Raw genomic sequence first — 20,121 nt, forward strand, 5'->3', positions numbered from 1 at the left:
TCTGTTGACAGATCAGCGTTGATACCCATGAGTCGAACGTGGCCGATATATGAGTCGTTTGCAACGGAATTCGTCGCAATTGAAGCGGTTACGTTCGGACGTAGTTAACGTTTCGCTCGAGTTTTATGGCTTACGAAGCAAGCGCCAACCGCGCAAGCTCGCCTGACTCTGTGCAAACGACGCCTCCGAACGTACGAACCGCTTCCGCCGAACCCGAGGCCGATGGTTACTTCTGGATCGGAGCTCGGAGCACCAAGACATCATCCTGATCGCTGACGATTCCGCTTCGGGCTCTCCTAAGCGTCAAGATGTTGTATGGAGAAACGTCATCATGGATGTGTCGAGACCCTGTCCGGTTTCCGTCCTGGTCTTGTCGATGTCGAGCAGGCCGGCCTCGATCGCGATATGGGTCAGCAGCGCGTCGGTCGGTGCTTCGAGCTTGGCGCGGATGCGGTAGTGGTTGTTCTGGACGGTTTTCAGACTCAACGATAGACCGTCGGCGATGGCCTCGTCCGTCATGCCAAGGGCTATCATCCGCAGGATTTCCGTCTCGCGTGGACTTAGATCGGCCAGCGGCGTACCACCGTTCAGGTGGTGATCTGCCAGTTCCCGCGCGATGTCGGAGCTCATCGCCCGCCGGCCTTCGAGGGCGGACTCGATCGCCGCCAGCAATTCCGCCGGATCGCTGCTCTTCGTCACGTAACCGATCGCGCCCGCCTCGAAGGCCTTCAGCGCATAGGCCGGATTCTGATGCATGGAAAAGACGAGGATGCGGGCGGCGCCATCCCACTGCCGGATATGACGAAGCGCTTCCAGCCCGCCCGGCCCCGGCAGTGAGAGATCCATCACCACAAGGTCCGGCTCGCTCTTCCGATACCGCTGATAGGCTTCCGCCGCGCTCTCGGCCTCGGCGACGATGCGGTGTGCGGTCCGGCTCTCGATCAGCCGGCGATAGCCTTCTCTGACGATTGGATGATCGTCGACGAGAAGGATGGCCTTGCCGTCCATCACTCGGCCGCCTCCGCGAAGACGGTCGTCCGCGGGATGCGAACCTCGATGCACGTGCCACGACCGGTATCGACGACAGACAGTGCTCCGCCGAGGGCCGACACCCGTTCGCGCATGCCTATCAGCCCGGAGCCACCGACGGCTTCGCTCGCACCATGGCATCCGATGCCGTCGTCGATCACGCTCATCTCGATCGAGGGTTCGGGTCCGTTTTCGGCAAAGCCGATCGAGACCCGCGCTTCCCTTGCATCGGCGTGACGCGCGACATTGGTCAGACACTCCTGAACGATCCGGTAGATCGCGACCGCGATCTCGTTCGATGTTTCGTCGAGCGCTCGAGGTGCCTTGAGCGTGATGAGCGTGCGGCCTGAAAGACTGGAATTCCATTCGTGGACCAGGGCATCCAGAGAAGCGAGAAGCCCTATTTCATCAAGATCCGGAGGCCGCAATCGCGAGAACGCGCCCTTGAGCGTTTCCATCATCCGACGTTCGATCCGTGCGAGAGCTGCCGCATCGCGCGCAATGTCGGGTCGGTCCTCCGCCGCGTTCCCCTCGATAGACGAAGTGAGCGCGACGGCGGCGGCGAGGCACTGGCCGAACTCGTCGTGCAGATCGCGGGCAAGATTGCGCCGCTCCTCTTCCTGAACGGCAAAGAGCCGTTTCATCAGCATGCGCCGATCTTCGAGCGAAAGCTCGAGACGCTTGGCGAGCGCGTCGACAGCAGCCGCGATCTGGTCGAATTCGCGCGTGCCGGACCGTGGTATCCGCGTTTCCAACGCGCCGTTCTTGAGGGCATCGAGCCCACGCACGATCGATCCCACAGGGCGCAGCGCATGGGCGACGGCGATGATCGAGAGAATTGCGATGGCCGCAGCAAGACCGGCAGCCAGACCGGTGAGGATCCGCGCCTGCTGCCAAACCCGTGTCGCAGCGGCCACGGGATCGTAGAAGGTCTTCAGGCGATAGCCGTCGCGGCCATAGATCGGCACGTCGCCGATAACCGGTTCGAATGCCCCGAGCACCTTTCCGACACCTTCCCGGAACCAGCCCGGCGCGACCTCGCCGAAAATGTTCCAGCCAGCGCAAAGACGCCAGCTCATGTCCTGATTGTGCTCCTGGGTAAAGAGCACGCACGTCCCGGGCGTCATGACGAGGACGATGTCGATCGAACTGTGTTGGAGCATGTTCTCGATCGGATATCCGTTGCCGCCACGATGCATGCGTTCAAGCTGGTAGGAGACACGCGCTTGGGTGGAGGCGATATCGTTCTCGATGGCTCGGCTGGTGTCCTGCGCGACGACGACGAGCGCAACGCCGAGCGCCACGATGGCGACGGCAAGAAGACGAATCGCGAGCTTGATCGTAAGGCTCACCTCTCCCGAAACCTCCCGCGGACGACCACCCACATATCAGCACCGATCTGGACGGCTGTTGCAAGGCGGGGGCGAAACCGTCGGGCAATATGCCCCGGCCAATCCGGGGAATTGTCCATTTCGCTTTCAGGCCATTTGCGCAATAAAAGGACAAGCCGGCGTCAAGGATGAGGGCACGTCCAATACGATGGCTTCGAGGGAGGAAATATCGTTTTGACGTCATCGCTTGCCGAACGCCAGACGCCCGCAGACGAGCCCACCATAGCACCTGCCGCGCACCGTGCCGCCCATCGCCTTGCCGGCCTGCAGGCGGCGGTCGAGAAAGGCCTGATCGGCCGCTCTGGCCTCGTCGAACGCCTGATGATCGCGCTTCTCTGCGGCGGTCATCTCTTGCTCGAAGGCCCGCCCGGTCTTGCCAAGACCCGGGCGGTCAAACTGCTGTCGGATGGTCTCGAAAGCTCCTTCTCGCGCATCCAGTGCACGCCGGACCTGATGCCGGCCGATCTCACCGGAACGCAGGTCTTCCGGCCGGAAGCCGGCAAGTTCGAGTTTGTCGAGGGTCCGATCTTCCATTCGCTCGTTCTGGTCGACGAGATCAACCGCGCCCCGCCCAAGGTCCAGTCGGCGCTGCTCGAAGCGATGGCTGAGACGCAGGTGACCGCCGGCGGCGTCACCTACAGGTTGCCGGAACCCTTCATGGTGGTGGCGACCCAAAACTCGATCGAGCACGAGGGCACCTTTCCCCTGCCCGAGGCTCAGCTCGACCGATTCCTGATGCATGTCCTGATAGATCTGCCCGATGCCCAATCGGAACTTGCGATCCTCGAGCTCGTCGAGAGCGAGGGCGCCGGCACAACCGCGAGAGAAGGCGATCCGATCCCCGGACAGCAGATCCTCGATGCCCGTGCGGAAGCCGCTCAAATCCATCTTGCCCCAGCGCTAAAGGATTTCGTCGTGCGGCTGGTCATGGCGACCCGCGATCCGGTCGCAGCGCCCGATGTCCACGCCCAGATCGAACATGCGGTGAGCCCGCGCGGCACATTGGCTCTGGCGGCCGGGGCCCGGGCTCGCGCCTATCTGAGAGGACGCGATTACGCGATCCCGGAAGACGTTATGGAAATCGCACCCGATATCCTCGCTCACCGGATCATCCCTACTTGGCGGGCCTCGGCCGAGGGCGCGACCGGGCGCTCGCTCGTCGCCAAACTGCTCGCCACCGTCGAGCCCAGCTGATGGCCCTGCCAGGCGAACGCGCGGCCGAAGGGCCGACCTGGATCGATGCCGAAGCGATGTTCGCCATGCGCCACATCGTGCGCAATGTGCCCGAACGGCTTCTCAACCCGACGGGTCGCCCCGGCGGCTATATCGGCAAGAAGCGCGGCAACGGGCTCGAAATCGTCGACGTCCGGCTCTTCTCCGAAGGCGACGATGCCCGCCACATCGACGCCGCCGCGACAGCCCGCACCGCAAAGACCCATGTCCGCACCTTCCGCGACGAGCGCGACCGGGCAGCGCTGCTGATCGCCGATTTCCGTTCCAACATGCTCTGGGGTACGAAAAAGCGCCTGCGCTCGGTCGCGGCCGCCGGCGCATTGGCCCTCGTCGGATGGCGTGTGATCGAGGGTGGTGGCCGCATCTCGTTGATGGCCGAGGGCTGCGACGGCAATCTTTATCTGCCGCCAAGGTCCAGAGAGCGGGCGATGGCAGCTACCACGTCCGCATTGGAACAGACCCATGCGGCCAGCATCGAAGCCTTGCAGCACGGAACGCCGCGAGAAGTCTCGCTTGAGACAATACTGGAGCAGGCGATCGCCCGCTCCTCCAGCGGCACCACGATTGTCCTGGCCTCAGCGCTGGACGACGCGGACGAGGACTTCGATCAGCTGCTTCTCGCCGCCCGAAGGCGTTTCGATATCGTCGTTCTTCTTATCCGGGACCGGTTCGAGAAGGCCGCACCGCGCGGCGCCTATCCCTATCTCGTCATCGGCGAAACTGAATCCGCCGCCATGCGCTGGGCCTTCGTCCCGAAAACGAGCGCAGAGCGCGAGGACGAGCGGATCGAACTGCTGCGGAGCTCCGGCATCGACCTGCGGGTGATCGAGGCCGACGCGGACTGGACCGAAATGGCGCGTGCTCTGGAGACGGTGGATGGATCCAGATCTTATCGCTGAACTCCGCCCGATCCGATTGCCGCCGGGCTTCGATGCCTTCGATCTCTTCGGAGCCCTCGCGGTATTTTCCGTCGCCGTCATCGCGGGCCTTCTGCTGGCGCTGCTGGTACGCCTTGCCACGGAGCCGAGGCCGTCGCTTCGGCGAGCAGTCGCCCAAAAGCTGGATGCCGCCAGAAACTTGCAGCCCGGAGAGCGCCTGCTCGCCCAGGCCCAGACACTTGGGCTCATGGAGTCGACCTTCACGCGGAAGCGACGAAAGCCCAAGCCGGAGTCGACCGAATTCCTCGAACGTCTGAAAGCGGAAATCTCCGAAGCGGTCTATCGCCGCGAGCCCGGCCTCGACTGCGACCGCATCGATCGCGACATCCTCGATCTCGCCCGGAAAGCACGAGCCTGATCGCATGTGGAGTTTCGCAAGTCCCCTCGCCTTCCTGCTGTTGCCGCTACCCTTTCTCGCCATGCGGCTTTTGCCGGGGCGCCGCGCGGTGACCGGCGCGCTTCTCGTACCCGCGACCATCGGCCGGAGCTTTCCGGAAAACGTGGGCGACGCGGTGCGGCTTCGGGCTAAACGCGCGATCCCGATCCTACTCTGGCTCGCGCTTGTCACAGCCATCGCCGGTCCACAACGGCTGGAGCCGGTCGACGCCTTGCCGGCGACAGGCCGCGATCTGATCCTCGCGATCGACCTGTCCGGCAGCATGGAGCGCGAGGACTTCGATCTCGACGGCCGAACCGTGACGCGGCTCGATGCGGTCAAGGCCGTGGCCAAGCAGTTCGTCACCAGCAGGGCGGGCGACCGGGTGGGCCTCATCCTCTTCGCCGAATTCGCCTACACCGCCGCGCCGCTTACCTTCGACGTCGCGGCCGTCTCACGCATCATCGATGAAGCGACGATCGGGATTTCGGGACGCTCGACGGCGATCGCGGGGGGACTCGGCCTCGCGCTGAAGCGCTTGAAGAAGTCGGATGCGCAGTCGCGCGTCGTCATCCTTCTCTCAGACGGATCCGATACCAGCGGTAACGTGCTGCCACGCGATTCGGCCCGGCTCGCCGAGCAACTCGGCGTGACGGTCCACACGATCGCGCTCGGCCCCGAAGACATGGAGACCGCCCCGAAGACGCGCGATGCGGTCGACACCGCAACGCTACGCGACATAGCAGAACTCAGCGGCGGCCAGACCTTCAGAGTGCGCAACACCGACGACCTGCGGGCCGTCACGGCAGAGATCGACCGGCTGGAGGCGAGCGGCTTCGATCAGCCCGCCGCGACCGTTCGGCGCGACTACTGGCCCTATCCGGCAATCCTCGCATTGGCCCTTTCCGTCCTCCTCATCGGCAGCCGTAGAGCGATCTGATGGTGGAGCTCGGACCACTCATTCTTCTCAGGCCCTGGTGGCTTCTGGCGCTCGGCGCACTCATAGTTCTCGCCGTGATCGCCCTTCGCCGCGCCCGAGGGCTGGGCGCGTGGGAGAGCGCCGTCGATCCCGCGCTTCTCTCCGCAATGGAGAAGTACGGGCGTGTGGTGCCTGGAAAGGCGCGCCGCATCCTGCCGCCGATCGGTACTGCCGCGGCGCTGATCCTAGCCTTGTCAGGTCCTGCGACGCGGATCGCCAATCCGGAAACATTCCGCAATCTCGACGGCGTCGTCGTCGCGATCGACTTGTCCCGCTCGATCGTCGAAGGCGGCAATCTCGACGATGCGCAGTTGGCGGCGCAAAGCGTGTTGCAGAACTCCGCCGGCCGACCGGTCGCCCTTCTGGTCTATGCCGGGGAAGCCTATGTTGCGAGCGCTTTCACGAGCGATGCCCTCGCTCTATCTCCACTGATCGCAGTCCTCGGCAAAGACATCGTGCCAAACCCCGGTTCACGCACGGATCGAGCCCTGACGCTCGCAGAGCGCGTCTTCAAGGAAGCCAACATCCTGTCCGGTGATGTCGTCGTCGTGACCGACGGCGATCATCTGACGCCAGATGCGTTCAACACGGCCAGCGATCTGGCGGAGGCCAACATCCATGTCAGTGCATTCCTCGTCGAACCGAGCGGCGATCACGAGGACATGCCGAAGCCCGATAAGGCGGGGCTGGAACGGTTGACCCAAATGGGCGATGGCGGCCTTGGCGAGGCCATCGCTCCAGCCACCCTCGCCCGCTCGATCGGACGACGGGCGGCAAGCGATCTCGCGACCGGCGATGCCGCAGCCTTGTTCTTCCGCGATTACGGCCGCTACCTTCTTTTCTTGGCGCTACCGTTCGCGCTGCTTCTTTTCAGGAGGGCGACCTGACATGCGCTGGCTTCTGATGGTTTCCTGCTTTCTCGTCTCGGCATTCGCCGCCATCGCGGCCGGACCACAGGCCTTCGGGAAGATTGCACTCGTCGCAGGGTTTCCCGAGCTTGCCGCCAGTCTCGTCGACGATCCCCAGATCGAAGGTATCGCGAAGTTCGAGGCCGGCGCCTACGAGGAAGCGGACGATTTCTTCGCCGAAGCCGGAAAGCAAGCCACCTACAACCGCGCGATGTCTCTCGCCGCGCTTGGCGACTATGCGCTGAGCGTCGCCTATTTCGACGCCGTCCTTTTTGTCGACCCGGCAGACGAGGATGCACGGTTCAACCGCGATCTCATCGCGCAGCGTGTTCCGGACGTCGTCTCCGAATCCAACGAGATCGACGGCGTCGCGGCGACCGTCGAAACCGAAGAATCGAAAGCGCAGGCGACCGAACGCGACATCCTCGAAACGCAACCTGTACTCGCTCAGCGCAGCATTCTCGATCCTCGCGTCGAGAGGATAACGGCAGCGACCGAAGGCTGGCTCGAAACCCTGCCCGACGAACCGGCGATCTATCTGGCCCGGCGTATCCGGGCCGAGAACGAGCGTCGGCAGGATCTTGGCCTCGCAAACCCACCGGAGGACAACGCATGGTAATGCCGCGCATCAACCGCCGCTCTGTCTGTCTCGCCGGACTATCGCTTTTAACACTGCCCATCGAGGCGCTGGCACAAACCGATCCGAGAGTCGCGGAAGGTGACACGCAGCTCCTCGTCGAGATCGAAGCCGGCACCGAAACCCCTTTCGTGGGCGAAATGATCCTCGTCACGATCACCGGATATTACGACGTCACCATCGCGCTGGAAAAATTCGAGGGAATCGAACTACCGAACTTCACTTGGATCCAGCTCGGCCGGGATGTGTGGTCGCGCGGGCGGATCGGCGGCCGCGAATTCGTGACGATGGAGCGAAAGCTCGCGCTCTATCCCCAGAAAGCCGGCATTCAGCGGATCGGCCCCTTCAAGCACAATCTCACGTTGATGGAAGGCAAGTCAGAACGATTCAAGCACCAGGTCGTATCCAGGCAGATCGATATCGAGATCAAGCCAAAGCCAAGAACGAATGGTGGCTGGTGGTTTCCCGCAAAGGAGGTCGTCATGACCGACGAGTGGGACATGGACCCGGCACACATGGCAAACGGTGCGACCGCGACGCGGACGATCAGGATCGTCGCAAATGGTCAGCCTGCCGAGATGCTGCCGAATCCGCCGTTGATGACCGCCAACTGGCTGATCTCCTTTATCGCACCGGAAAAGCGCACGACCGAGATCACACGCGACGGTCCTATCGGCACGGTCGAATGGACATGGCGGCTCCGCCCCTCGAATGCAGAACCGGGGGAGATTCCTGCCTTCCGCATTCCCTGGTTCGACACGACAAGCCGGAACATGCGCGAACTCGTGATCGACTCTCAACGTGTCGCGTTCGCCGCGATCGAGGAGCAGAGAGCAGAGGAAGATCTCGGCCCGGATCTGAAAAAGTTCGCAGTGCCAGCACTGCTCGGCCTTCTCGCTCCGGTTATCGCGATATTGCCAGGACGCCGGTTCCTGCCGGCCCGTCTCATTGGCTCGCGGATCGCCGGCCTGCTCCCGTCCCGCGACGCAATTGCTCTCAGGCTTGCACTCTGGCGCGGCGATGTTCGGACTTATCGCAAGCACGCGGCGCGGCTCATCAGTCGATCGGGCAAATCGACAGAGGGTCTGATCGAAGAACTCGACCGATCGCTTTACGGTGACAGCCGGGAAGCAAGCAAACGGCCGAACCTTCGGACCATCCATCGAAAGCTCGTCGCCAAATCCGTTCTTCGGTCGCGATAGAGCGGTCCGATCGCACGTCGATCGAGACTTGGTTCCTCAAACAAAAACAGCCGGGAAGTGCTTCACTTCCCGGCTGCGAGGATGAGACTGAAGAAAGATCAGCGCTTCAGATTGACGAGCAGTTCCAGCATTTCGGAACCGGTCTGGAAGGTCTTCGAGTTCGCGGAATAGGCGCGCTGCGACTCGATCATTGTCGTCAGCTCCTGTGCCAGATCGACGTTCGACTGCTCAAGCGCACCGGACAGGATAGAGCCAAAGCCATTGTCGCCAGCAAAGCCGATCTGTGCTTCGCCAGAGCTCTTGGTCGTCGTAAAGACGTTGCCAGACAGGGACTCTAGCTGGTCCGGGCTTTTGAATTTTGCCATCTGAGCGCGATAAATATCCACGGAGTCGCCGCTATCAAGGACAGCTATGACCGTTCCATCGGAGTTTACTTTAAAACGATCTACCGCAGATGCCGGATTGCCGTTTCTCTGCAGATCGGCGCTATAGGAAGCATCGTATTCCGTGATATTGCCGAAATTCACCGTCATAACTTCGCCAGCTCGCCCTGGCAAAGTGCCCGTGAAGTCGTATGGCGGGATAGCGGCCGCAGGTTTGCCGGTTGCCGGATCAAACGCTACGGCCTGGCTTCCAAGGTTGGTTACAGTACCCGCCTCGTCTGTATGGGCAAAATGGAGCGTCCAGTTATTCGCGCTGTCCTTTCGCACATACATATCGACCGTAGTTCCCGTCCCGACACCATCGTAGACGGTTACGGAGGACTTGAAATTGTAGCTTGTCGAGTCGGTTGCGTCGAATGCCGTGGCCGGTACAGTCGCATCGAGCGGCATCTGCAGCGTCGGAAGGTTGATGCTGTCCGTGGCTTTCGGCTCCATGATCTTGCCGACAGGCAGGTTGATCTGCTCAACGCCGCCTGTGTCGAGATTCTGGCCTGTCAAACGATATCCGGCCGAGTTGACGAGGTAGGTTGACTGCGTCTCCGGATCGTAGCGCTGAACGAAGGCGCCGGCGCGCGTATAGTATTGGCCACCATTCTGATCCTGAACGACAAACATGCCGTTGCCCTGGATCGCAAGGTCGGTCGCCGACGACGTCGACATCGGCGCACCCTGGGCGCTGACGATTGTCCGCGTCTGGGACGTCACTGAGCCGGACTGATAATCCGTACCGCCGCCATTCAGGACCAATGTCGAGAATTCCACCTCACTGCGCTTGTACCCGGTGGTAGAGGAGTTCGCGATATTATCCGAGACTGCCGATAGTTTGTTCGACTGGGCATTCATGCCCGAAACGCTGGTGCGGAAGACGCCGTTGATGCTCATCGTAAATTGCCCGTTATTGCCATGATGGGTCGTACGGGTACGCTAGCGACCTTCGCTGGTCCGAAGATGGACTTAAGGTTTCATTAACCTCACGCGTTCTCCGAGGACGCTTTTGAAAGAAGCCTTTCACGCCCCATCACGAAGCCGCCTTCGGCCCACAGTTGCTTCAGCCGCTGCATCGCTCTGCCGAGAGCAGGGCCGGGTTTGTAGCCTGCCGCAATCATGTCCTCCCCGGACAGTGGGAAGTCGGGAGGCGCAAAATCGGTTGCGATCGACAGCTGCGACGAAAGACGAGATGAGGCCTCAAGGTCCTCCTTCTGCCGCGCAAGGGCGAGCGCCAGCTTCAACCGATCCGCGATCGCGGTGGCATCGCCGAAATAGAGCCGGATGCGCAGCGAGCCGTCGCTTTCCTCGGCGCGCGGGCTTTCCGCATTGGCATAGGCGAGAAGCCGGTCGCGCTCCTTGGTCGAGAGCCTGAGGCGGCCGGCCAGTTCGTTTATGCCCGCGGCATCTGGCGGTATGATCGCGAGGAGCCTCAGAAGCGGATCGGCAGGCCAGCCAAACTGCTGCTCGGCGTCGATCAGCGGATGGATATTGTCGATCCCCCAGCGCTCGCTCTCGGGAAGAACGGCCGTCAGAACGCCGGCCTGCCGCATCCAGAGGAGCGCGCGGCCTGGGTCTGGCGCACCGAGCAGCTTCTTCAGTTCGATCCAGGTCCGCTCGGCGGAAAGCTGCGCGAGCCCCGCCTTCAGTTTCGCCGAGGCGCGGATGCCGGCTGCATCGGGGCGCCCCCGACCGTACCAGGCGAAGAAGCGGTAGAATCGCAGAATCCGCAGATAGTCTTCGCGAATGCGGTCTTCCGCGTCGCCGATAAAGCGCAGAACCTTACCGTCGATATCTGCAAGCCCTCCCACCGGATCAATGATCTCGCCATCGGACTTGGCATAGAGCGCGTTGATCGTGAAATCCCGCCGTTTCGCGTCGGCCTCCCAGTCGCGGCCGAACTTGACCTCGGCGTGCCGCCCGTCAGTCGCAATGTCCTCTCGGAGCGTCGTCACCTCGAACGGCCGGCCTCCCGCGACGACCGTGATCGTGCCGTGTTCGATGCCTGTCGGAACCGCTTTGAAACCTGCCTCCTCGACCCGTCGCACCGTTTCGTCGGGCAGGCAGGTCGTCGCAATATCGATGTCGGAGACTGGCTGGCCCAGAAGCGTGTTGCGCACAGGGCCGCCTACGACCCGCGCCTCCTCATCACCCTCGTTGAGCACCGCCAACACTGATTGAAGCAGCGGATCGCGGAGCCAGTCATCATCGATCCGGGTGTCGGTCATGCGTAATATCTTTCGTAAAGTGTTCTCAGAATTCCGGCTGTCACGCCCCAGATATAGCGGGCGCCATAGGGCATCTCGTAGAAGTGGCGCTCGACGCCACCCCAGACCTTCGATGCCCTGACATGGTTCGCCTCGCTCATGAGAAAAGAGAGGGGCGTCTCGAAGATGTCGGCGACCTCTGCCGGATTGGCTTCGAGATCGAAGTGCGGCGCGACGATGCCGACGATGGGAGTGATTCGAAACCCGGTGGTCGTCAGATAGCGCGGAAGCCGGCCGAGAATTTCGACGCGGTCGGGCGCCAGCGCGATCTCTTCGCGGGCCTCGCGCAACGCGGCGTCTTCAGGCGAGGAATCGGTTTCGTCCACCGATCCGCCCGGAAAGGCGATCTGGCCGGAATGTTTGCGCAGGGACTGCGTGCGCTGGGTCAGGATGACGCTCGCACCCTCTTGGCGATCCACCACAGGGATGAGAACCGCCGCCTCCCGGGCGTCCTTGCTCTCCATCAGCTGGACGATGTCCGGATTGAGGAGGTGATCGCCGAATTCGCGCTCCGGCGCGGTTTGGCCCGCCCGTGCTTCGAAGCGAAGACGGAGATCTTCAGCCGTAAAGAGCGTCCTTTCGGCAGTCCCGCTCCGAGCCGTTTCATACATCGGAAAGACCGCCTTTCGGACCCTCGAAGCGAACACCGCCGGACATCAGGAAAATGCCCTTGTCATCCTCCTCCAGCCATTCTGCGATTTCCATCGCAACAGGGCGCGACAGCTTGGCGCGAAGGCCACCTCGGACCGCGAGATAGGGCGCGAACGCCTCGTCAAGGACGTTCGGAAGCTGAATCGCATGGTCCGATCCGGCGGTCACGAGGTCGCCCGTATTGGTCCGAAACGTCAGCGCTGGCTCTCCGTCAACGTCGTGCCGCGCGACTTCGACCGCGATGAAATGCGCGTCGTCGACCGTGATCCGAAGCTTCTCCACCGGCGTGACGAGATAGGTCTCGCCATCGCCTTCCACCTTCAGAACCGAGGCGAAGAGACGCACCAGGGCTTCCCGCTCGATCGGGGTGCCCTGATAGAACCAGCGCCCGTCGCTGGCGATCCGCATGTCGAGTTCGCCGCAAAATGGCGGGTCCCAGCGGTCGACGGGCGCACCGCCCGCGGACGCCTTTTCAGCGCGGGCCGCGAGGGCCGTCAGGCCTGATGGCTCGATATCGTTCGTTTCTCTCATCGTGACGCCATATAGATGGGATCGGCCGATTTCGGCACCCTTTGCCTTACGGGCGATTGATGGCACGACCGCGCAAGGTCACAAAAGTGTTGGGTATGGGCGCTTGCCTCAAAAGGGGCGAACCGCTTTCATAAGTCGAGAATCTCTTTAATCGGTCGGCACGTAGAGAGCCGGCATCCAGGCGCCGGACGGAATACGAAATGCGGTCTTTGGGCGAACCGGCGCAGCCATTGAACTAAACGGCGGATCAAGGCGGAGCGAATCGAACGCCTGACACCGCCGATGCCCGAAATTTCGCAGGATGATCGAAGGACCCGACATGACGGCTCATACTCCCACCGAGGCGAGACTCTCCGAAAGCGAAATCGTCGCGCAGGCCGAGCGGGCCCTCGCCGATATCGCCGAGGTGAAGAAAACCGTCGGTACGGTGATCTTCGGCCAGGAAAGCGTTGTGGAGCAGAGCCTGATCGCAATTCTTGCCGGCGGCCACGGCCTGCTGGTCGGCGTGCCGGGCCTTGCGAAGACGAAGCTTGTCGACACGCTGGGCGACGCGCTCGGGCTCAATGCCCGGCGTATCCAGTTCACGCCGGACCTCATGCCGTCGGACATCATCGGTACCGAGGTAATGGATCAGGACGAAACCGGACGGCGCTCGTTCCGCTACGTCCGTGGTCCGGTCTTCGCCCAGCTGCTGATGGCCGACGAGATCAACCGCGCTTCGCCGCGCACCCAGTCGGCGCTGCTCCAGTCCATGCAGGAATATCACGTGACGGTCGCCGGCGAGCGGCATGATCTGCCTAAGCCCTTTCACGTTCTGGCGACCCAGAACCCGCTGGAGCAGGAGGGTACCTACCCTCTGCCAGAAGCCCAGCTCGACCGCTTCCTGATGCAGATCGACGTCTTCTATCCCGACATCGATGCCGAACGACGCATCCTATTGGAGACGACCGGCGGCCCGTCCGATGATGCCGTCGACGGCGTCCTGACGGCCGAACGCCTTATCGAGATCCAATCGCTCGTACGGCGCATGCCTGTCGCGGAAAGCGTCGTCGAAGCGATCCTGCGGCTCGTGCGCTCGGCCCGTCCTGGCAACGGCCACAAGGAGGCCGACAATCATATCTCATGGGGTCCGGGACCACGCGCATCGCAGGCATTGATGACCTGCGTCAGGGCCCGCGCGCTCTATGAAGGTCGCCTCGCGCCCTCGATCGATGACGTCATGGCGCTTGCCGAACCGATCCTTCAGCACCGCATGGCGCTCAATTTCGCGGCGCGCGCTGAAGGCATGAGCGTTCGCGACGTAATCGGCGCCCTCAAGCGCGACGCCGCATAATCTTGCAACGATAGGCTCGATACACACGAATGCCGATCGGTACGACAACGGACCTGACAACATCCTCCGACGCGCTCGTCAGGGCACGGCAGCGCGCGGCCCTGATGCCGGACCTTCTCGTCGAAGCGAACCGCGTGGTGGCGACCGTCATTGCTGGCTGGCATGGCCGCAAGCGTCGCGGCGTCGGAGAGAATTTCTGGCAGTTCCGGCCCTTCGTGCAGGGCGAGCAGGTCTCGCGCATCGACTGGCGCCGCTCGGCACGCGACGACCATCTCTATCTGCGAGACCGCGAATGGGAAGCGGCGCATACGGTCTGGCTCTGGGCCGATCCCTCGCCCTCCATGCGCTTTCAGTCGAACGCGGCGCAGGTTTCGAAGGAATCGCGCGCGCTCGTCCTCATTCTCGCCCTTGCCGAAATTCTCTCGCGCTCGGGCGAGCGCATCGGCTATCCGGGCGTTATCGACCCTCTGTCGGCGCGCAATGCGGCCGAGCGCATCGCAGCGGCGCTCTCCACCCGCAGGCCGGACGACGACTTTCCACCGGATGATCGCTTTCGCCAGCATTCGGAGGTCGTGCTGATCTCCGACTTTCTCGATCCGATCGACGTGACCCTCGAACGGATCGACCGCATCGGCGGACGTGGGGTTCGTGGCCATCTCGTCATGGTCAACGATCCGGCCGAAGAGGTCTTCCCCTATAGCGGCCGCACGGAGTTCCGTGATCCGGAGACCGGCGCGAAGCTGACGGCGGGTCGTGCGGAGACGCTCCAAGCGGACTACCGGAACATCATGGCCGCCCGGCGTGAAACGCTGTCGCGCCATTGCCGACGCCTCGGCTGGAGCTTCCTTGCTCACCGCACGGATAATCTCGCCTCGGAAGTTCTCGTCGCGCTGCACGGCCAGCTGTCCGGCGTCCCGCAAGCCCCACGGAGAAGCGCGTGATCGCAGGTCTCAGCCTTTCCTTCGGTGCACCGCTGGTTCTGGCCGGCCTGCTGGCGCTGCCAGTCATCTGGTGGCTGTTGAAGCTCACGCCGCCGCGCCCGCAGACCGAAGCTTTTCCACCATTGCGCATTCTGCAACGGGTGCTGAAGAGCGAAGAGACGCCGTCGAAATCACCCTGGTGGCTGACGCTTCTGCGGTTGATCCTCGCCGCGCTGATCATCTTCGCGCTCGCCGCGCCGACGCTTAATCCTCGCGAGACACTGATATCCGGAAGCGGACCGGTCGCGCTCGTCGTCGACAATGGCTGGGCCAATGCCAGCAACTGGGACGAGACGGTTTCGACCGCCCAGACGATCATCGGTCAGGCAACGGATGCGGGCCGGCCGGTCTCTCTCGTTCTCACCGCCGAGGGAACAGGCAACGACGCGACGCCGGTCGAGGCAGCGACAGCGCTCGAACGGCTCGCCGCGGCGAGCCCGAGACCCATTCCAGTCGACCGGATCGCTGCCTTCGAACGGCTGTCGACGGCGCTCGAAGGCGATGAGCTTGGCTCCCTCGCCTTCCTTTCCGACGGCCTCGACGCCGAAGCGACGGATGCCGCGGCCGAGATCGCGGGGCAACTGGGCGCTGCCGAAACCCTGCTCTACGAACCGTCGATCGAAGGAATCACCGCGCTCACTGCCGCCGACAATTCGACCGACGCCCTCGTGGTCGACGCCATCCGGCCTTCCGGCCGCGACACCGGCTACCAGGCCGATATTCTGGCGGTGGATTCTCAGGGTCGCGAAGTTGCGCGCACGCAACTTGGTTTCGGCGCGGGCGAGACCGAGTCGCAGGCGCGCTTTGCGATACCCGTCGAACTGCGCAACGACATTGCGCGGCTGGAGGTGGAAAATCGAGAGAATGCCGCCGAAGTGCGGCTGGTGGACGACTCCTTCAGGCGCCGGCGCGTTGCGCTGGTTTCTGGCGAAGCAGCCGATCTCGCGCAGCCGCTTCTGTCGCCGCTCTATTATATCAGTCGGGCGCTGGAGCCCTTTGCCGATATCGTGCGCGCCCAGAGCGCCGATCTGTCGGAGGCGATCCCTAACCTCCTCGAACAGCGCCCGTCCGTCGTGGTCCTCGCCGATATCGGCGTCCTGCCGGACAATGCGCGCGAGGCGCTCGAAACCTTTGTCGAGAACGGCGGCTATCTCGTGCGCTTTGCCGGGCCGCGTCTCGCCGCGACGACCGGCGAGGATACGCTGGTGCCCGTCAATCTAAGGCAGGGAGAACGCCAGCTCGGTGGCGCGATGTCCTGGGTCGAGCCCCAGACGGTCGCTCCGATGGATGGGGAAAGCCCGTTCGCCGGCATCACCGTGCCGGAGGATGTGACCGTCTCCCGGCAGGTCCTCGCCGAGCCCTCGGTCGAACTTTCCGAGCGTACATGGGCGAGCCTTGCGGATGGCACGCCGCTCGTCACCGCCGCGAGCGTTGGCGCTGGCACGATCGTCCTCTTCCATGTGACGGCCGAAGCGACCTGGTCGAACCTGCCGATCAGCGGCGCTTTCGTCGATATGCTCCGGCGCATCGTCGCCCAGTCGAGGGCAGATGGCGGCGCGCAGGCGAACGCCGAGTCAGCTGCCGAAAGTCTGCCGCCCTATCGCGTTCTCTCCGCCGACGGACGGCTGATCGCGCCCGGACCCGATGTCGAGCCGATCGAGACCGGTTCCGAGATCACCGTCGACGCCGCCCACCCGCCGGGCCTCTATGGCAGCGAGGACGGCTATCGCGCGCTCAATCTTTTCGCCGAAGGCGCAGCGCTTGCCCCGCTCCCCGCGCTCGATTGGGGAGCCGACACCACCGACATGCAATATCAAAGCGAAGAGGCCGTCGATCTTGCGCCGTGGCTCCTGGCTGCGGCTCTGTTCCTCTTTGCGCTCGATGCGCTGGCGCTTCTCTGGCTGAACGGCGGGTTCTCGCGGCTTCGTGGCCTTGCGGGGCGCCGTGGCGAGACCGCCCTGCTCGCGATCTTCGCTGCTTGTCTCGGCGCGGCACTGGTGCTCGCCGTGCCGACGGGTCCGGCGCATGCGCAGGAAGAGCCAGCGAGCGAAGAGCCCGCAAGAGAGGAACCATCCTCCTCCCGTCCGCTTGACCTTGAGGACATGGAGCGCGCGGTCCGGGCGACCGAAACCACCCATCTCGCCTACGTCCAGACCGGCGATGCAGTCGTCGACGATCTCTCGGCAGCGGGTCTGTCCGGCCTCTCGCAGTTCATCGCGTCCAAGACCGCCCTCGAACCAGGCGATCCCATGGGCGTCGACATCGAGAGCGACGAGCTTGCCTTCTATCCGCTGATCTACTGGCCGATCGACCCGACGACGCCTATGCCGTCGGAGGACGCGATCAGCCGGATCGACGCTTACATGAAGCAGGGCGGCACGGTTCTCTTCGATGTTGCGAGCGACGCGATGACCGGCTTTTCCAGCGGCACGGCCTCTTCGGGCGAGATGCGGCTGCGTGAGATTATCGGCGATCTCGACATTCCTCCGCTGCAACCGGTACCGCAGGATCATGTCCTGACGAAATCCTTCTACATTCTGAACGAGTTCGTTGGCCGCTATACCGATTCCGAACTCTGGGTCGAAAGCCTCGTCGAGGATGCCGAGGGCGAGATGCGCCCTGCCCGTGGCGGCGACGGCGTCTCATCCATCATGATCACATCGAACGATTTCGCGAGCGCCTGGGCCGTCGACGATGCGGGCCTCTTCTTGTTCCCCACCAACACCTCCGATCCGCGGCAACGTGAACTCGCCTACCGCGCCGGCGTGAACATCGTGATGTACGTACTGACGGGCAACTACAAGGCCGATCAGGTCCATATTCCGGCGCTCCTCGAAAGGCTCGGTCAGTGATGAACTGGTCCCTCGATTTCGCCCCGTTCTTTTCCTGGACGACGATCGTCGTTCTCGCAGTTCCAGCAGCGATCATCGCCGCAGGTCTGATCCTTGCCGGGATGCGAGGCGCCGTCGTTCGCGTCGCCGCCCTCGCCGCGCTCATCATCGCGCTGATCAATCCGGTGATGCTGCGCGAGGAACGCGATCCGCTGAAATCCGTCGTTGCCATCGTTGCCGATCGCAGCCAGAGCCAGACGATCGAGGACCGCAACGACGAGACGACCGAGGCTGTCGAGGAACTGCGCACAAGCCTCGCCCGGTTCCCGGAATTCGAGGTGCGCACCGTCGAGGCGCGCTCGGGTGAAACGCCGGGCAGCGATGCGACGACGGCCTTGTTCTCAGCGCTGTCAGGCGCGCTCGACGACGTGCCGCCGTCGCGTGTCGCGGGCGCGATCATGGTGACGGACGGACAGGTTCACGACATCCCGGCGAACGCCTCGCGCATGGGCTTCTCCGCGCCGCTCCACGGCCTGATCACGGGCCGCGAGGACGAGTTCGATAGGCGCGTCGAAATCCTCTCTGCTCCGCGCTTCGGCCTCGTCGACGAACCGCAGGACCTGACTTATCAAGTCTATGAGAGTGGTCCGTCCGACGGCGGGCCGGTGTCCGTCGACGTTTTTCTCAACGGCGACCTCATCTCACGCGAAACGGCCCAGGTTGGCGAGGAGACGCGGCTCTCGTTCGAGCTGCCGCGTGCCGGCCGCAACATCCTCGAAGTGCAGGTCGAGGAAGACGATAGCGAAATCACCGACGTCAACAACCGCTCGATCGCAATCGTCGACGGCATCCGCGAGAACCTGCGGGTCCTTCTCGTCTCGGGCGAGCCCCATGCGGGCGAACGGACCTGGCGAAACCTTCTGAAGTCCGACGCGGCTATCGATCTCGTCCACTTCACCATTCTGCGCCCGCCGGAAAAGCAGGATGGCACGCCGATCAACGAACTGTCGCTGATCGCCTTCCCGACGCGCGAGCTCTTCGTCGAGAAGATCGACGATTTCGACCTCATCATCTTCGATCGCTATCAGGAACGCGGTGTGCTGCCGGCGCTCTATTTCGACTACATTGCCCAATATGTCGAAAACGGCGGCGCGATGCTGATCGCGTCGGGCCCGGAATATGCGGGCCGCGACAGCGTCGCAAACACCCCGCTCGAAGCGATCCTGCCCGCCCTTCCAAGCGGCGGGATTGATGAAGAGGCCTATTATCCGACCCTCTCCGATCTTGGCACCAAGCATCCGGTGACGCGCGATCTGCCGGGTTCGAATGTCGAGCCTCCCGATTGGGCACCGTGGTTCCGCTATATCGATGTCGGCGAGACGGAAGGCGATGCGGTCATGAACGGCCCGAACGACAAGCCGCTTCTGCTCTTGGACCGCGTGGGCGAAGGCCGCATCGCGCTGCTTCTATCGGATCAGGAATGGCTCTGGTCGCGCGGCTACGAAGGCGGTGGCCCGCATGTGGCGCTGTTCCGCAGGCTTTCGCACTGGCTGATGCGCGAACCCGAGCTTGAGGAAGAGGCTCTACGTGCCGAAGCCATCGGCTCGGACCTTGTCGTGACCCGTCAGACGATCGGCGACGATCCAGGGCCGGCGACCATCATCACCCCGTCCGGTGAGGCAACTGAGATTGCGCTTTCCGAGGGCGAACCGGGCCTCTGGGAAGGGCGACTGGAGACCGAGGAACTCGGCCTCTTCCAGGTCGCGAATGGAGATCTGAGGGCTCTCGCCAATGTCGGACCGGTCAATCCGCGAGAATATCGTGAGGCCGTCTCGACCGGCGAGAAGCTCGCACCGATTGCCGAGGAGACCCGCGGCTCGGTGCGTCGTATTGCCGATGGCGGGGACGTCGAAATTCCGCGCATCGTGCCGATCTCCGGGCGTGCAAGCGCCGATGGCCGCAACTGGATAGGACTTCGGACGACGGAAGAAACGGTGCTGCGAGGGGTCGACCGCACCCCGCTGTTCGGCGGCTTTCTTGGTCTTGCCGTTTTGCTACTCGCGCTCTCGGCCACCTGGTACCGCGAAGGACGATAAACCCGAATGCGTGGTCACGCCTGTCCGGAAAGGAATCGGCACGTCCTTTATCGTTTCAGCAATTTTGGGCGTTCATTTTTCATCCCCGATTAACCACCAGGCGCGACCGAATGGCGTTGGCCGACTTTCTCTCCAGAAGACGTCGGGTCGAAACGTCGATCGACACAGTTTTGTTGAAATAATCGGCCCCTATGGCCGTTGTCCGTCAGCAAGCCTGAAGGTCTCGGGCGTTACGCCCTCTGCCGCAATGCGATGTTGGGAAGAGCCGGATGGCGAGCGATCTGAATTCCGAAACACAGAGGATAGCAGGG

General features: G+C 63.2%; 17 protein-coding genes. 11 read left to right on the forward strand and 6 right to left on the reverse strand.

Annotated elements, in window-relative coordinates; all coding sequences use genetic code 11:
• Positions 1-303: 303 nt before the first annotated feature.
• Both ABRA89_RS13060 and ABRA89_RS13065 read right to left on the reverse strand, forming a co-directional pair.
• Positions 304-1,008 (reverse strand): response regulator transcription factor, encoded by a 705-nt coding sequence (locus ABRA89_RS13060; protein ID WP_349941933.1) that lies wholly within the window; start codon positions 1,006-1,008, stop codon positions 304-306.
• A complete protein-coding gene (locus ABRA89_RS13065) occupies positions 1,008-2,381 on the reverse strand; it encodes a histidine kinase (RefSeq protein ID WP_349941934.1) in 1,374 nt (457 codons plus the stop codon). Before ABRA89_RS13065 ends, ABRA89_RS13060 begins: the two co-directional genes overlap by 1 nt.
• Positions 2,382-2,594: 213 nt before the next feature.
• Here ABRA89_RS13065 and ABRA89_RS13070 point away from each other — a divergent pair, with 213 nt between their 5' ends.
• Genes ABRA89_RS13070 through ABRA89_RS13100 form a run of 7 tightly spaced genes read left to right on the forward strand, consistent with a single transcriptional unit; the run spans position 2,595 to position 8,693 of the window.
• Positions 2,595-3,614 (forward strand): AAA family ATPase, encoded by a 1,020-nt coding sequence (locus tag ABRA89_RS13070; RefSeq protein WP_463671293.1) that lies wholly within the window; start codon positions 2,595-2,597, stop codon positions 3,612-3,614.
• Positions 3,614-4,552, forward strand: a complete 939-nt coding sequence (locus tag ABRA89_RS13075) for a DUF58 domain-containing protein (protein WP_349941935.1) — start codon at positions 3,614-3,616, stop codon at positions 4,550-4,552. The genes ABRA89_RS13070 and ABRA89_RS13075 overlap by 1 nt, the downstream gene beginning before the upstream one ends.
• Complete coding sequence (locus ABRA89_RS13080) at positions 4,530-4,949, forward strand: hypothetical protein (protein ID WP_349941936.1); 420 nt, start codon at positions 4,530-4,532, stop codon at positions 4,947-4,949. Before ABRA89_RS13075 ends, ABRA89_RS13080 begins: the two co-directional genes overlap by 23 nt.
• Before the next feature lie 4 nt (positions 4,950-4,953).
• Complete coding sequence (locus ABRA89_RS13085; RefSeq protein WP_349941937.1) at positions 4,954-5,907, forward strand: VWA domain-containing protein; 954 nt, start codon at positions 4,954-4,956, stop codon at positions 5,905-5,907.
• Positions 5,907-6,833, forward strand: coding sequence for a VWA domain-containing protein (locus ABRA89_RS13090; protein WP_349941938.1), 927 nt, complete (start codon positions 5,907-5,909; stop codon positions 6,831-6,833). The genes ABRA89_RS13085 and ABRA89_RS13090 overlap by 1 nt, the downstream gene beginning before the upstream one ends.
• A 1-nt stretch (position 6,834) precedes the next feature.
• Positions 6,835-7,473, forward strand: coding sequence for a tetratricopeptide repeat protein (locus ABRA89_RS13095; RefSeq protein WP_349941939.1), 639 nt, complete (start codon positions 6,835-6,837; stop codon positions 7,471-7,473).
• The gene (locus tag ABRA89_RS13100) at positions 7,467-8,693 is read left to right on the forward strand and encodes a hypothetical protein (RefSeq protein ID WP_349941940.1); all 1,227 of its coding nucleotides are present in this window, start codon (positions 7,467-7,469) and stop codon (positions 8,691-8,693) included. The genes ABRA89_RS13095 and ABRA89_RS13100 overlap by 7 nt, the downstream gene beginning before the upstream one ends.
• 98 nt (positions 8,694-8,791) lie before the next feature.
• Here the strand turns inward: ABRA89_RS13100 and ABRA89_RS13105 are convergent, their stop codons facing one another.
• From ABRA89_RS13105 to ABRA89_RS13120, 4 genes are all read right to left on the reverse strand, one after another.
• Positions 8,792-10,018 (reverse strand): flagellar hook protein FlgE, encoded by a 1,227-nt coding sequence (locus ABRA89_RS13105; protein ID WP_349941941.1) that lies wholly within the window; start codon positions 10,016-10,018, stop codon positions 8,792-8,794.
• 89 nt (positions 10,019-10,107) lie between these two features.
• The gene (locus tag ABRA89_RS13110; protein WP_349941942.1) at positions 10,108-11,349 is read right to left on the reverse strand and encodes a CCA tRNA nucleotidyltransferase; all 1,242 of its coding nucleotides are present in this window, start codon (positions 11,347-11,349) and stop codon (positions 10,108-10,110) included.
• Positions 11,346-11,999 (reverse strand): CoA pyrophosphatase, encoded by a 654-nt coding sequence (locus ABRA89_RS13115; RefSeq protein ID WP_349941943.1) that lies wholly within the window; start codon positions 11,997-11,999, stop codon positions 11,346-11,348. The genes ABRA89_RS13110 and ABRA89_RS13115 overlap by 4 nt, the downstream gene beginning before the upstream one ends.
• Positions 11,992-12,570 (reverse strand): DUF1285 domain-containing protein, encoded by a 579-nt coding sequence (locus ABRA89_RS13120; RefSeq protein ID WP_349941944.1) that lies wholly within the window; start codon positions 12,568-12,570, stop codon positions 11,992-11,994. The genes ABRA89_RS13115 and ABRA89_RS13120 overlap by 8 nt, the downstream gene beginning before the upstream one ends.
• Before the next feature lie 319 nt (positions 12,571-12,889).
• On the opposite strand from ABRA89_RS13120, the gene ABRA89_RS13125 reads away from it, so the two are divergent.
• Genes ABRA89_RS13125 through ABRA89_RS13140 form a run of 4 tightly spaced genes read left to right on the forward strand, consistent with a single transcriptional unit; the run spans position 12,890 to position 19,810 of the window.
• The gene (locus ABRA89_RS13125; protein WP_349941945.1) at positions 12,890-13,903 is read left to right on the forward strand and encodes an AAA family ATPase; all 1,014 of its coding nucleotides are present in this window, start codon (positions 12,890-12,892) and stop codon (positions 13,901-13,903) included.
• Between the two features lie 29 nt (positions 13,904-13,932).
• Positions 13,933-14,844 (forward strand): DUF58 domain-containing protein, encoded by a 912-nt coding sequence (locus ABRA89_RS13130; RefSeq protein WP_349941946.1) that lies wholly within the window; start codon positions 13,933-13,935, stop codon positions 14,842-14,844.
• The gene (locus ABRA89_RS13135) at positions 14,844-17,735 is read left to right on the forward strand and encodes a DUF4159 domain-containing protein (protein WP_349941973.1); all 2,892 of its coding nucleotides are present in this window, start codon (positions 14,844-14,846) and stop codon (positions 17,733-17,735) included. The genes ABRA89_RS13130 and ABRA89_RS13135 overlap by 1 nt, the downstream gene beginning before the upstream one ends.
• Positions 17,735-19,810: a hypothetical protein gene (locus ABRA89_RS13140; RefSeq protein ID WP_349941947.1), complete on the forward strand. Its 2,076-nt coding sequence runs from the start codon at positions 17,735-17,737 to the stop codon at positions 19,808-19,810. The genes ABRA89_RS13135 and ABRA89_RS13140 overlap by 1 nt, the downstream gene beginning before the upstream one ends.
• The last annotated feature ends 311 nt before the right edge of the window (positions 19,811-20,121 follow it).

The sequence above is a fragment of the Fulvimarina thalattae genome, assembly GCF_040239565.1.
Lineage (GTDB): Bacteria > Pseudomonadota > Alphaproteobacteria > Rhizobiales > Rhizobiaceae > Fulvimarina.

Bases quoted from the DNA above. Each gene is read 5' to 3' on its own strand.
- ABRA89_RS13080 (WP_349941936.1), top strand. From the start codon at position 4,530: ATGGATCCAGATCTTATCGCTGAACTCCGCCCGATCCGATTGCCGCCG.
- ABRA89_RS13130 (WP_349941946.1), top strand. From the start codon at position 13,933: ATGCCGATCGGTACGACAACGGACCTGACAACATCCTCCGACGCGCTC.
- ABRA89_RS13120 (WP_349941944.1), bottom strand. From the start codon at position 12,570: ATGAGAGAAACGAACGATATCGAGCCATCAGGCCTGACGGCCCTCGCG.
- ABRA89_RS13125 (WP_349941945.1), top strand. From the start codon at position 12,890: ATGACGGCTCATACTCCCACCGAGGCGAGACTCTCCGAAAGCGAAATC.
- ABRA89_RS13075 (WP_349941935.1), top strand. From the start codon at position 3,614: ATGGCCCTGCCAGGCGAACGCGCGGCCGAAGGGCCGACCTGGATCGAT.
- ABRA89_RS13060 (WP_349941933.1), bottom strand. From the start codon at position 1,008: ATGGACGGCAAGGCCATCCTTCTCGTCGACGATCATCCAATCGTCAGA.
- ABRA89_RS13100 (WP_349941940.1), top strand. From the start codon at position 7,467: ATGGTAATGCCGCGCATCAACCGCCGCTCTGTCTGTCTCGCCGGACTA.
- ABRA89_RS13110 (WP_349941942.1), bottom strand. From the start codon at position 11,349: ATGACCGACACCCGGATCGATGATGACTGGCTCCGCGATCCGCTGCTT.
- ABRA89_RS13140 (WP_349941947.1), top strand. From the start codon at position 17,735: ATGAACTGGTCCCTCGATTTCGCCCCGTTCTTTTCCTGGACGACGATC.
- ABRA89_RS13105 (WP_349941941.1), bottom strand. From the start codon at position 10,018: ATGAGCATCAACGGCGTCTTCCGCACCAGCGTTTCGGGCATGAATGCC.
- ABRA89_RS13115 (WP_349941943.1), bottom strand. From the start codon at position 11,999: ATGTATGAAACGGCTCGGAGCGGGACTGCCGAAAGGACGCTCTTTACG.
- ABRA89_RS13095 (WP_349941939.1), top strand. From the start codon at position 6,835: ATGCGCTGGCTTCTGATGGTTTCCTGCTTTCTCGTCTCGGCATTCGCC.
- ABRA89_RS13085 (WP_349941937.1), top strand. From the start codon at position 4,954: ATGTGGAGTTTCGCAAGTCCCCTCGCCTTCCTGCTGTTGCCGCTACCC.
- ABRA89_RS13090 (WP_349941938.1), top strand. From the start codon at position 5,907: ATGGTGGAGCTCGGACCACTCATTCTTCTCAGGCCCTGGTGGCTTCTG.